Source organism: Streptomyces sp. NPDC050703 (genome assembly GCF_040654435.1).
Lineage (GTDB): Bacteria > Actinomycetota > Actinomycetes > Streptomycetales > Streptomycetaceae > Streptomyces.
The window spans coordinates 60,149-71,963 of record NZ_JBFAHX010000022.1 but is presented as its reverse complement, the minus strand read 5'-3'; the positions used below and the strand labels follow the sequence as shown (position 1 = coordinate 71,963).

Genomic DNA, 11,815 nt, shown 5'->3' with positions numbered 1-11,815 from the left:
CCAGTCACTGCTTGGGATGGTCGCTCGGGTCGTGGGCGGCCCGGTCGGCGAGGGCGCGCAGCGCCTGGCGGTCGGTCTTGCCGTTGGCGCCGAGGGGCAGTTCCGCCAGGTGCACGAAGCGGCGCGGGACGAGGTGGACGGGGAGGCCGGCGCGCAGGGCGCGGACCAGGTCGCGGGCGGGCGCGGCCTCGCCCGTGTAGCAGGCGACCAGTTCGGCGACGCCGTCGCGGCGTACGGCGGTCACGACGGCGTCGTGGACCTGGGGCAGCCGACGCATGCTCGCCTCGACGTCGCCGGGTTCGACGCGCAGGCCGCGGATCTTCACCTGGTCGTCGAGGCGGCCCAGGTGGACGAGCAGGCCGTCCTCGACGCCGACCCGGTCACCGGTGCGGAAGAAGTGCTCCGGCCCGGGGCGTTCGCCGTCCGGGAGGCCGAGGAAGCGTCCGGCGTCGTCGCGGGGGTCGGCGTAGCCGTCGAAGCGCTGCGGTCCGCGGACGCGGAGTTCGCCGGTCTCCTCGTCGAGCCGGGACTCCAGGTGGTCGAAGACCCGGCCGATGGGGACGGTGCCGTTGGAGGTGCGGGGCCAGTGGGCGGGGTCGCGGGGCAGCCGGTGGGCGGCGCAGGCGATGGCGGTCTCGCTGGGGCCGTAGGCGTTGTCGATGCGGGAGCCGGGGGCGAGGGCGTGCCAGAGGCGCGCCTGGCCGAGGGTGAACTGCTCGCCGCCGAAGATGCTGTACCGCAGGGTGGTGAGTGCCTCCGACGGGCTCCGGCCGGTGGGCAGCGTGCCGAGCTGGGCGCTGACGGAGACGGCGGAGGGAACGGAGAACCAGTGGGTCAGGGCGCGTCCGACGGCGTAGTCGACGGGGCTGAACATCTCGGCGCGGCCGGGCACGACGAGGACGGCGCCGCCGGCCCAGGTGACGAAGAGGTCGTACAGGGACGGGTCGAAGGTGAGGTCGAAGGTGTGCGACATGCGGCACCCCGGCCCGACCTCGTAGCGGGTGAGGCACTCGCGGACGAAGGGCAGGACGTGCCGGTGGCGCAGCGGCATGCCCTTGGGGCGCCCGGTGGTGCCGGAGGTGAACAGGACGTAGGCGGTGGCGTCGGGGTCGGGCCGGTACGGCGGCAGCGCGCCGCGGGGGCCGGTGCGGGTGCCGTCGTCGGTGAGGACGTCCTCGTCGGTGACCGTGAGGACCGGGAGGCCGCTCGCCCAGGTGTGGCCCGCGGGCGCCGCGGCGTCGGTCACCACGACGTCCACGGCGGCCTGCTCCACGACCCGGGCGAGCCGCTCGTCGGGGTGCTCGGGGTTGAGGGGCACGACGGCCGCGCCGAGCCGCAGCGCGGCCAGGTAGCCGGCGAAGGCGACCGCGCTGCGGGTGGCAGCGAGCCCGACGCGGGCGGCGGCCGGCCGTAGGGCCGTGACGCGCCGCGCCAGGGCGTCGGCGGCCCGCCCCAGTTCGCGGTAGGTGAGGGTGCGCCCGGGCAGTTCGACGGCGGGTGCCTCCGGCGCGCGCTCCGCGGTGGCCGCGAACAGTTCGTAGAGGGTGCCGCTCACCGGTCCTCCGCGAGGAACTCCGCCTGGGCGCGCACCGTGGGGTGCTGGAAGAGGTCAGCGACGGGCAGCGGACGCCCGACGGCCTCCGCGAGCTGCTCGGAGAGCATCACCAGGAGCAGCGAGTTCCCGCCCGCTTCGAAGAAGCCGGTGTCGGTCGGTACGTCGTCGGGGTCGACCGCCAGGGTCTCGGCCCAGGCGTCGCGCACCGCGCGCAGGGTCTCGTCCTCGGTCATCGTTCCTCCGGTGGCGTGGCCAGGTCGGCGAGGTGCTGGTCCGGGTCGGCGGCCACACGGTCCAGCAGGGCCTCGTAGCGGCGGGCCGCCCCCGCGACGGTCGCGGCGTCGAACAGCTCGCGGTCGTACTCCCAGATCGTCTCGATCTCCCGCTCGGCGTCCCCGCCCGCGCCGAGCGCCTGTTCGGCGCGGGGGATGGCGATGACGCTGAGGTCGAACTTGGCGCTGCCGTTGGTGACGCCGACGGTCACCGCGACGTCGAGTCCGGGCATGGTCACGGCGCCCAGCGGGGAGTCGTGGAAGGCGAAGGCGACCTCCGACCACGGCTGCCGGCCGGGGACGCGCGGCGGGCGCAGCGCGGCGACCACCTGGTCGAAGGGGAGTTCCTGGTACTGCACGGCACCGAGCGTGGTCGCCCGCACGCGGGAGAGCAGCTGCCGGAAGGTGGAGACGGAGCGGAGGTCGGCGCGGAGCGCGACGGTGTTCACGAGCATGCCGAGGAGCCTGTCGGTCTCGGGGCGCACGCGGCCCGCGATGCCGGTGCCGACGCAGAAGTCGTCCTTGCCGGACCAGCCGTGCAGCAGCACCTCGAAGGCGGCGAGCATCACCGTGAACAGCGAGACGCGTTCCCGCCGTGCGAGGTCGCGCACCCGGTCGGCGACGTGGGCGGGGAGGGTGACCCGCAGGGTGTCGCCGGTGAACCGGCGGCGCGCGGTGCGCGGCCGGTCGGTGGGCAGGTCGAAGTAGGGCGGCGCGCCGTCGAGCCGGTCCGTCCAGTACGCCCGCTGCCGCTCGGCCTCCGCCGACCGGAGCCACTCGCGCTGCCAGAGCGCGTAGTCGGCGAACTGGACCGCGGGTTCGGGGAGCGGCGACGGCAGGCCCCGCACGCGCGCCCCGTACAGGGAGCACAGTTCCTCGACGAAGACGTTGAAGCCCCAGCCGTCGTGGATCAGATGGTGTTCGAGGTGGAGCAGGACGTGGCGTTCGGGCCCGGTGCGCAGCAGCCGCCACGTGACCAGCGGGAGCCGGTCGAAGGGGATGTCGACGCGGACGGCCTCGGCCACCGCGGCACGGGCCGCCTCCTCGGGGTCGGCGGCGCCGCGCAGGTCCTCGACGGGCAGCTCGACGGGGAACGGCGGATGGATGATCTGCCGTGGCCCCTCGCGGCCGTCGGCGAACGTCGTGCGGTACGCCTCGTGGCGCCTCACCACCTCGGTGAGCGCGTCCGCGAGGGCGGCGGTGTCGAGCGTCCCCGTCAGGTCGAACGTGGCCTGGAACTGGTAGGCGCGCATGCCCCGGTTGAGGTGGAGCAGGAACCAGAGCCGCTCCTGCGAGGACGACAGCGGGACGGTCTCCGGGCGGGGTCCTGCGCGGAACGCGGGTGCCGTTCCGCCGGTGCGTGTGGTGCGGTCGTTCACTGGCGCGTTCCCTTCTGCTCGCGGTGGCGGGCTGCCGTTCACTCCCATCGCACGGCACCCCAGTCGATCTCGGCCCCGGCGGCCCACAGCCGGCCCGCCGCACCGAGCAGCAGTTCGCGTTCGGTACGGGTCTCGAACTGGCCCGGCAGCGTCTGCACCACCCGGGCGGCGGCGTCCGCGGGGCGCCCGGGGTGGGTGAGCGCGAGGCGCGACAGCGCCTGGCCCGGGCCGAGTTCGAGCAGCAGCGGGTCGGGCAGCCGCCACACCTCGGCCAGTTGGTCGGCGAACCGGATGGGGCGGCTCAGGTGCCGGGCCCAGTAGGTGGGGTCGGTGGCCTCGTCGGCGCGCAGCCAGGTGCCCGTGGTGTTGGAGAGGACGGGCAGGCGGGGGGCGGCGGCCGGCATCGTCGCGAGGAGGGCTTCGAGGGGTTCGGCCAGTGCCCCGGTCAGCGGGGAGTGGAAGGCGTGCGTGGTCACGAGGCGGCGGCAGGCCACTCCGTGCGCGGTGAGGGCCCGCGCGCTCTCCTCGACGGCGTCGGCGGTGCCGGAGAGCACGGTCTGCCCCGGGCCGTTGAGCGCGGCGAGGAAGACGCCGGCCGCGAGGTGGGGGGCGACCTCGTCGGCTCCGGCCGTGACGGCGAGCATGGCGCCTTGCGGCAGCGTCTCCACGAGGCGGGCGCGGCCCGCGACCAGGCGCAGGGCGTCCGGCAGGGAGAAGACCCCGGCCACGCAGGCGGCGACGTACTCGCCGACGCTGTACCCGGCGAGCGCCGTCGGCTCGGCCCCGAGTTCCGCGAGGGTCTTCGCCAGCGCGTACTGCACCGCGAAGAGCAGCGGCTGGGCGACGGCCGTGCGGTGGATCTCCTGGGGCCGCTCGCGCCGCTCAAGGAGGGCCGCGAGGTCGGGGCGCGGCGTGGCGCCGTCCGCCGTGCCCGCCTCTCGCGGGAAGAGGACGGGGCGCAGGTCGAGGCCGTGCTCGGCGGCGAGCGGGCGCAGGCAGCGGTCCAGTTCACGGCGGAAGGCGGGCACGCACCGGTACAGGTCCGCGCCGAGGCCCGGGTACTGGTCGCCGACCCCGGAGAACAGGAGGACGCGGGAGGCGCTCGCGGTGGGGCCCGCGGTGAACACGCGCCGGGGGTCGCGTCGGCGCAGCCACCGCGCGGCCTCGGCGGCGGTGGTGGCGACGAGCACGCGGCGCACGGTTCCCGGGGGCGCCGCGGCCTCGGGGAGTTCCGCGGCCAGGGCGGTGCCGTCGTCCATGGTGCGGAGCTGGTCGGCGAGCGCGTCGCTGGCCCGTTCGAGGGCGTCGGGCGTCGGGGCGCTGAGGGTCAGCAGCCGGGGCGGTCCGCTCACCGGTCCACCGCCTCGCGTACGTGGGCGGGCCAGCGTGCGGGGTCGGTGCCGTGCCGGCAGAGGAAGGCGTAGGTGAGGCGTTCGAGGCCGAACCCGGCGCAGCCGGTGAACACGGGCCGCTCGTCCGCGTCCCGGATGCCGAACGACCGGCCGAAGAACTGCTCGTGGTAGTTGAAGGAGGCCACGGCGACGTCACGCCCGTCGTCCAGGGGGAGCCGGAGTTCGTACTTCATCTCCAGCAGCCGCTGCGACCAGGCGCGGACGGCCGCCGACTCGTTGAGGAAGAACGGGTCGCCCGCGACCTCGCACCGGCCGCCGAGCCCGAGCGACTCCGTCAGCGCGTAGGCCCGCTCCATCAGCCGGGTGCGGTGGGCGAGGACGGAGCGGGAGGTCCCGAGGAAGACGATCTCGCGGATGGTGAAGTCCCAGAGCCGTTCCAGGGAGCGGCTGTAGCGGGACTCGTAGCGGAACGCCTTGCCGCGGGAGGTCACCACGGTGTCCGGGGCGGGCGGCGGGCCGTCGGCGTACTGGTGGTAGGTGTGGAAGCACATGGTGGGCGGCAGGACGTGGTCGGCGTCACCGGTGTGGGCGCGCAGGGCCGCGGTGAGGTCGCCGCCGTCACCGCCGGTCAGCTCGGACAGGAAGGCGCGGTAGGTGTCGACGTCGCCGTGCAGCCGGGAGACCAGCATGAGCAGTTGCGGGAAGGACTCGAAGTAGCCGGTGCGGCGCAGCGCGGGGGCGGGCATCAGCGTCGGGTAGCGGAACTCCCGGGCGCCGCACTCGCGTACGACGAGGGCGCGTATCTCGGCGTCGAGGTAGTCCATCAGCGATACGACGGGCCCGCCGAGCGCGATCTGCCCCTCGCCCACTTCGGTGGCGAGACCTCGCGCGAGGAGTTCGGGGTAGACGTCCCGGACCGGGCCGTCCGCGGCGGAGCGCCACACCACCTTGGGCACCATCCGGCGCTGGCTCAGGACGTCGTTGGCGACGACGAGCCGCAGCTTGCGGGTGAACGCGTCCAGGTCGGCCGGCCCCGCGTCCTCCGTGGTGACCTCGACCGCGGTGACCGCGTCCCCGGTGCGGACCAGGGTGAAGCCGGTGATCCGGTCGGAGACGAAGTAGACCCGCTTGGCCAGTTCGTCGGCGAGCGCGGCGGGGACCGGGTCGTCGAGCGGTATCAGGGTCATCGCGGCTCCCCGGTCGACAGCGCGCCGCGCAGCCCGATCAGCTCGCCGAGGATGCCGCGCTGCACGGCGTTGGTCCCGGCATAGATGGGACCGGCGAGCGCGTCACGCAGCTCCCGCTCGATGCCGTCGTCGGTGAGGTAGCCGCGGGCGCCGTGCACCTCGACGGCCGCTGTGGCGGTCCGCACCAGGCTCTCGCTGACGAAGATCTTGGCCATGGTGGCCTCCAGGAGGGCGAGCCGGCCTTCGCGCTTCAGCCAGCCGACCCGGTGGAGGAGCATCCGCGCCAGTTCGAGCCGGATCTTCATGTCGGCTATCTCGTGGGAGACGGCCTGGAAGTGGGCGATGGTACGGCCGAACTGCTCGCGGGAGTTGGCGTGCCGCACGGACGCGTCGAGGAGCCGCTCCATGGCGCCGACCTGCGGCGCGAACATGAAGGAGCGCTCCCACTCGATGCCGGAGGTGAAGACGCCGTAGCCGCCGCCCTCACGGCCGAGGACGTTCGCGGCGGGCACCGGCGCCCCGTCGAACTCCGCCACCCCCATCGGCGTGGACCTGAGGCCCATCTTCGACAGTTCGGCCTTCTTGACCACGCCGGGCAGGTCGGCGGGGACGACGAACGCGGTGAGCTGGTCCTGCTTCCTGCCGGCCGCGCCGGTGCGGGCGAGGACGACGAAGAGGTCGGCCACCGGTCCGTTGCTGATGTAGCACTTGGTGCCGTCGAGCCGGTACACGTCGCCGTCGCGGCGCGCCACGGTGGTGAGGGCGAGCAGGTCGGAGCCCGCATCGGGCTCGGAGAGCGCCTGGGCGCCGATGAGGGTGCCGGCGCACAGGGCGGGCAGGTAGGCGCGCTTCATCTCCTGGCTGCCGTGGAGCAGCAGGTGGATGGTGCAGGCCCACAGGTGGTTGCTGACGGCGAAGACGAGGCCGTTGTCCCGGCAGCCGTAGCCGAGTGCCTCCAGGGCGATCATCGTGGTGAGCGGGTCGAGGCCGCCGCCGCCGTACTCCTTCGGCACGGGCCAGCCGAGCACGCCGAACGCGGCGCACCGCTCCCAGTCGGCGCGCGGGAAGCGGGCGTCGCGGTCGTCGGCCGGGGCGTCCCTGCCGAGTTCGCGCTCGGCGAAGGCGACGACGTCCGCGCGCAGCCGGCGCTGCTCGGGGCTCAGCGCGAAGTCCACGGCCCACCTCCGACGGTGGCGCGCTTGCCGTCCACGAAGGCCGCGACGGCGTCGACCGACGAGAAGTTGGCGAAGTCGAGGTCCTCGCCCTCCGCCACCAGGCCGAAGGTCTCCTCGACCCACATGACGAGCTGGACGGCGAAGAGGGAGGTCGCGTGTCCGTTCGCGAAGAGGTCCACGTCGTCGTCCAGGGAGTCCTCGCCCACGTGTGCGGCGATGAAGGAGCGGATCAGGTGCTTGTCGTCCTCGGTCATGCCGTCGCCCTCCTGTCGTAGCGGTGGAAGCCCTGGCCCGTCTTCCTGCCGTGGAGCCCCGCGTCGACCAGCTTGCGCAGCAGGGGGCACGGGCGGTACTTGGGGTCGTCGAAGCTGTCGTACAGGACGTCGAGCGAGTACAGGACCGTGTCGAGGCCGATGAGGTCGGCGGTCGCCAGCGGTCCCATGGCGTGCCCGAAGCACTCCGTGAAGAGGCGGTCGATGTCGGTGGCCCGGGAGACGCCCTCGTACAGCAGGAAGACGGCTTCGTTGATGGTGAGCATCAGGACCCGGTTGGTCACGAAGCCCGGCGAGTCCCCGACCACGATGTGCCGTTTGCCCACGCGGTCCAGGAGGTCCCGGGTGCGTGCCAGGGTCTCGTCGGAGGTGTGGTGGCCGCGGATCAGCTCGACGGTGGGTTTGGCGGGCGCCGGGTTCATGAAGTGCGTGCCGATCACCAGCTCGGGCCGTCCGGTGGCGGAGGCGACGCGGGTGATGGGGATGGCGGAGGTGTTGACGCCGAAGGGCACGCCGGGGGCGCACAGGGCGTCCAGCTCGCCGTAGAGGGGCCGCTTGAGGTCCCAGTCCTCGGTGGTGTTCTCGAAGAGAAAGCCGACCGCGGCCACGTCCTTGAGGCTGGTGGTGAACGTGATGCGCCCCAGGACCTCCTGCGGTGTACGCGCCGGTGTCCCTGGCCGCAGCATCCGCGTGAAGCGCACGTCACGGCCGATCTCCTCGCGCGCCGACGCGAGGATGTGGTCCGCGACGTCCACCAGGACCACCTCGTGTCCCCGCTCGGCGAAGAGCTGGGCGACTCCACGGCCCATGGTGCCGGCGCCCACGACGCCTATCCGTTCCACTCCGGGCCTCCTTTCGTCTCGTCGGGACGTGCTGGGGCGGGCGTCAGGACGGACTCCCGGACGACACCCATGGCCGCGGTCCGGTCCTCGCGGAAGTAGAAGTGGCCGCCCGGCACGAGCCGGACGGCGGTGGGCCCCGTCGTCTGCCGCGACCAGCCGGCGAGGGTGCCCGCGGTGGGCTCGCGCGTCCCGGCGACCGCGGTGACCGGGCAGGTGAGCCGGGGGCCGGGGGCCGGCGCGTAGCTGTCGAGGAGCGCGAGGTCGGCGCGGAGGCCGCCGAGGGCGTCGGCGAGCAGGCCCGGGTCGTCGCGCAGGTGGTCCAGGGACCGGCCGCCGAGCCGTTCGAGCTCGCCCAGGAGCGCCTCGTCGGACAGCGGACGGAGGGCCGCCACGGACGGCGGCATGGGGGGCGGGGGGCACGAGGAGACGATCAGCCGGCCGGGGGCCCGCAGGCCGCGGCGGCACAGCTCCCTCGCCGTCTCGAAGGCCAGCACCGCGCCGAGGCTGTGCCCGAAGAGGGCGAAGGGCCCGTCGGCGTCGAAGCGCACCTCGGTCACCAGGGCGTCGACCAGCGGGCCGACGCGGGTGAAGGGGGGCTCGGCGTGGCGGGTGGTGCGGCCCGGCAGGTGGACGCCCCAGACCTGGACGTCCGGCAGGTCGTCGGCCCAGCGCACGTACTCCCCCGGTGAGCCGCCGGCGTGCGCGAAGCAGAAGAGCGAGGCGGCGGCGTCCGGCCGGCGGTGCCTGCGCACCGTCCAGCCGCTCACCGGGCGCTCTGCGCGGTCAGCCGCTCCGCGATGACGGCGGCGAGCTGCTGGGCGGTGGGGGCCCGGAAGAGGGTGCGGGGCACGAGGTCGACGAGGAAGACCTCGTTCGCGCGCGCCACGAACTTGGCGGCGATGAGGGAGTCACCGCCGAGGTCGAAGAAGCTCTCGTCCGGGTCCACCTGCGGCAGTTCGAGGATCTCCGCGAAGAGGGCGGCCACCCGGTCGGCGTCGTCACCGCCGCTCGCCGGGCCGGGGGCCGCCGCTTGGGCGGGCACCGCGGCCGGGCCCCCGGCGGGGGCGGGCCTCTGCTCGGACGCGGTGTCGTCCGTGTCGGCGGTGTAGCGCCGCCCCGCGAAGGGGTAGGCCGGGAGGGCGACACGCTCGGGCGTGCCGGCGCCGTGCAGCGCGGCCCAGTCGATACGGGCGCCCGCGAGCCACATCCGTCCGACGGCGTCGAGCACGGCACGTTCGCCGACGGGGGTGCGCGCGGCGCACAGATCGAGCGGGACACCACGCGGGCCGCGGCCCTGGCCCGGTCCGGCCGGGCCGCACGTGCCGTGACCCCGAAACGGTTCCGCCCCGCCCCCCGGGCCCGCCCCACCGCGCGATTCCACCCCGCCACCGGGGCCCGCCCCGGCGCCGGGGGCCTCACCACCATTCGCGACCGCCCCACCGCCGGGGGCCTCCCCACCATGCGCGACCTCCCCGCCACGCGGGCCTGCCCCACCACCGGGGGCCTCCCCACCATGCGCGACCTCCCCGCCGCGCGGGCCCGCCCCACCACCGGGAACCTCCCCGCCACGCGGGCCCGCCCCGCCACCCGCAGTCGCCGTGGCTGTCGTGGAGGGGGCCGAGTCCGTCAGGAGTTCGGACCAGTGCGTCGGGTCCAGTGCCTCGTCCGGTGTGAGCCGTCGTGGGCTCTTTCCGGCCGTCGTGACCCAGAGCGGCAGTGCCGGTGCCCGGGGGCCGATGCGTCGTATCGCCTCCCGGACGTCCGCCCGGGCGTCCCCGCCGTGCGCGGGGCCCCGCCGCGTCGTCCCCGCGGCCAAGCGTCCGGCCTCGGCCGGCTCGAACACCCCGGCCACCACGGCCGCCGCGAGCACCCCGGCCGTGCCCTCGCCGACGACCGCCGCGGGTACGACGCCCCACCGCTGCCACAGCCGGGCGAGGGCGCAGCGGGTGGCGAACGTGAGCGTCCACGCGGGCGCGGACTCCGCGAGGGCGTCGCCGATCGCGCACGCGGCAACGGCGCTCCGGAACACCGGCTCGGCCGCGTACAGCCGGGCCGCGGCGGCCCGCTCCCGCGCCATGTCCGCACTGGGCACCGTCGCGCACCGGAAGACCACCGGCTCCGGTGCGGCGGGCGCCGCGGCGCCGACGAGCCGGTCGGGCCGCTCGCCGGAGAGCACGCGCACGGCGTCCTCGGCACCGTCCACGACGGCGAACCGCCGCCGCTGATGCTCCGTACGCCCCGTCTGGAGCGTCCACGCCAGAGCGGCGAGCGGCGTCTCGCCGCCGGCCCGCAGGTGCGCGGCGAGGCGGGCGGTGCTCCGCTCCAGCGCGGCCGGGTCCTTGGCCGAGAGCGGCAGGACGTGCCAGGAGCGGCCCGGGGCCGGGGCGGGCTCGCGGGCCGGGGCCTGCTCCAGGACGACGTGCGCGTTGGTGCCGCCGAGGCTGAAGGAGCTGACCCCGGCGCGCCGCGGCACGCCGCCGGGCCGCCAGGTGCGCAGCTCGGTGACGACGCGGAACGGGCCCGAGTCGAAGTCGATGTGCGGATTGGGGGTGCTGAAGTGCAGGCTCGGCGGGAGCAGTCCGTGCTTGAGCGCAAGGACCGTCTTGATCAGCCCGGCGGCTCCGGCCGCCGCGTCGGTGTGCCCGATACCGGTCTTCACCGAACCGATGCCGCAGGGGGCGGCGCGCTCGCCGCCGCGCCCGAACGCCCGGGTGAGCGCCGCGATCTCGACGGGGTCGCCCAGCGGGGTGCCGGTGCCGTGCGCCTCCACGTAGGTGCAGGTGGCCGGGTCGATGCCGGCGGCGCGATGGGCCGCCTCGACGACGGCGGCCTGTCCCTCGACGCCCGGGGCCGCGAAGGACAGGCGTTCGGCGCCGTCGTTGTTGACCGCGCATCCCATGACGACCGCGTCGATCCGGTCGCCGTCGGCCAGGGCCCTGTCGAGGCGCTTCAGTACGACGAGACCGACCCCGTCGGCTCCCACCGCGCCGCGCGCGTCGGCGTCGAACGCCCGGCAGACGCCGTCCGGCGCCTGGATGCCCGCCTCGGTCGCCTCGTCGGGCACGAACGGGTGACGTACCGTCACTCCCCCGGCGAGCGCCAGGTCGCAGTCGCCCGAGAGCAGGCCCTGGACCGCCAGGTGCACGGCCACCAGGGAGGTCGCGCAGCCCGCCTGGACGGCCACGGTGGGCCCGCGCAGACCGAGCTTGTAGGCGACGCGGCTGCACAGGAAGTCGGCTCCGTTGCCCATCCGGATCTCGTACGCCGAGACCGGTTGCCGCCGTGCCCCCCGTGCGGTGAGGAGGTGCGCGTAGGCGTTGTCGCTGCCGCCCCCGTAGACGCCGGCGGTCCCCGGGTGGCGGGCCGGGTCCACCCCGGCGTTCTCCAGGGCCTCCACCGCGCACTCCAGGAAGACCCGGTGCTGCGGGTTGACGAGGCGGGCCTCGCGCGGGGACATGCCGAAGTAGTCGGCGTCGAAGCGTTCGGGATCGTCGAGGAGTCCGCGGGCCGCGGTGCCGCGCGGGCCGGTCACGCGGGTCACCGTGTCACGGCCCTCGACCAGATTGCGCCAGAATTCACCGGCGTCGCGTGCCCCGGGGAAACGGCAGGCCATACCGATGACGGCGACCTCGGTGGTGCGGCCCTGAGTCGTCACTGACCGTCCAATCCCTTGCTGGTGAGATCAACACGCTCGTTCGGCACCCTACCTTCGCGTGCCGGACGATTTGAAGCCGCGAGGAGCCGTGCGAAGGATTTCCCGGCGCACTCCCTGGAATTCCCT

10 protein-coding genes are annotated in these 11,815 nt (G+C 74.9%); all 10 read right to left on the bottom strand.

What is annotated here, in order from left to right; genetic code table 11:
• Nucleotides 1-4 precede the first annotated feature (4 nt).
• Genes AB0I16_RS21160 through AB0I16_RS21115 form a run of 10 tightly spaced genes read right to left on the bottom strand, consistent with a single transcriptional unit; the run spans nucleotide 5 to nucleotide 11,689 of the window.
• On the bottom strand, nucleotides 5-1,555 hold the full coding sequence (locus AB0I16_RS21160; RefSeq protein WP_363250990.1) for an AMP-binding protein: 1,551 nt from the start codon (nucleotides 1,553-1,555) through the stop codon (nucleotides 5-7).
• The gene (locus AB0I16_RS21155; RefSeq protein ID WP_363250989.1) at nucleotides 1,552-1,788 is read right to left on the bottom strand and encodes an acyl carrier protein; all 237 of its coding nucleotides are present in this window, start codon (nucleotides 1,786-1,788) and stop codon (nucleotides 1,552-1,554) included. The genes AB0I16_RS21160 and AB0I16_RS21155 overlap by 4 nt, the downstream gene beginning before the upstream one ends.
• Nucleotides 1,785-3,206 (bottom strand): condensation domain-containing protein, encoded by a 1,422-nt coding sequence (locus AB0I16_RS21150; protein WP_363250988.1) that lies wholly within the window; start codon nucleotides 3,204-3,206, stop codon nucleotides 1,785-1,787. The genes AB0I16_RS21155 and AB0I16_RS21150 overlap by 4 nt, the downstream gene beginning before the upstream one ends.
• Before the next feature lie 38 nt (nucleotides 3,207-3,244).
• On the bottom strand, nucleotides 3,245-4,558 hold the full coding sequence (locus AB0I16_RS21145) for an acyltransferase domain-containing protein (RefSeq protein WP_363250987.1): 1,314 nt from the start codon (nucleotides 4,556-4,558) through the stop codon (nucleotides 3,245-3,247).
• On the bottom strand, nucleotides 4,555-5,745 hold the full coding sequence (locus AB0I16_RS21140) for a hypothetical protein (RefSeq protein WP_363250986.1): 1,191 nt from the start codon (nucleotides 5,743-5,745) through the stop codon (nucleotides 4,555-4,557). The genes AB0I16_RS21145 and AB0I16_RS21140 overlap by 4 nt, the downstream gene beginning before the upstream one ends.
• Nucleotides 5,742-6,920: an acyl-CoA dehydrogenase family protein gene (locus AB0I16_RS21135; protein WP_363250985.1), complete on the bottom strand. Its 1,179-nt coding sequence runs from the start codon at nucleotides 6,918-6,920 to the stop codon at nucleotides 5,742-5,744. Before AB0I16_RS21135 ends, AB0I16_RS21140 begins: the two co-directional genes overlap by 4 nt.
• Nucleotides 6,905-7,174, bottom strand: coding sequence for a phosphopantetheine-binding protein (locus tag AB0I16_RS21130; RefSeq protein ID WP_363250984.1), 270 nt, complete (start codon nucleotides 7,172-7,174; stop codon nucleotides 6,905-6,907). Before AB0I16_RS21130 ends, AB0I16_RS21135 begins: the two co-directional genes overlap by 16 nt.
• Nucleotides 7,171-8,034 carry a 3-hydroxyacyl-CoA dehydrogenase NAD-binding domain-containing protein gene (locus AB0I16_RS21125; RefSeq protein WP_363250983.1) on the bottom strand — a complete coding sequence of 288 codons (864 nt, stop codon included), beginning with the start codon at nucleotides 8,032-8,034 and terminating at the stop codon, nucleotides 7,171-7,173. The genes AB0I16_RS21130 and AB0I16_RS21125 overlap by 4 nt, the downstream gene beginning before the upstream one ends.
• Nucleotides 8,022-8,801: an alpha/beta fold hydrolase gene (locus tag AB0I16_RS21120; protein WP_363250982.1), complete on the bottom strand. Its 780-nt coding sequence runs from the start codon at nucleotides 8,799-8,801 to the stop codon at nucleotides 8,022-8,024. Before AB0I16_RS21120 ends, AB0I16_RS21125 begins: the two co-directional genes overlap by 13 nt.
• Nucleotides 8,798-11,689, bottom strand: coding sequence for a beta-ketoacyl synthase N-terminal-like domain-containing protein (locus tag AB0I16_RS21115; protein ID WP_363250981.1), 2,892 nt, complete (start codon nucleotides 11,687-11,689; stop codon nucleotides 8,798-8,800). The genes AB0I16_RS21120 and AB0I16_RS21115 overlap by 4 nt, the downstream gene beginning before the upstream one ends.
• Between the last annotated feature and the right edge of the window lie 126 nt (nucleotides 11,690-11,815).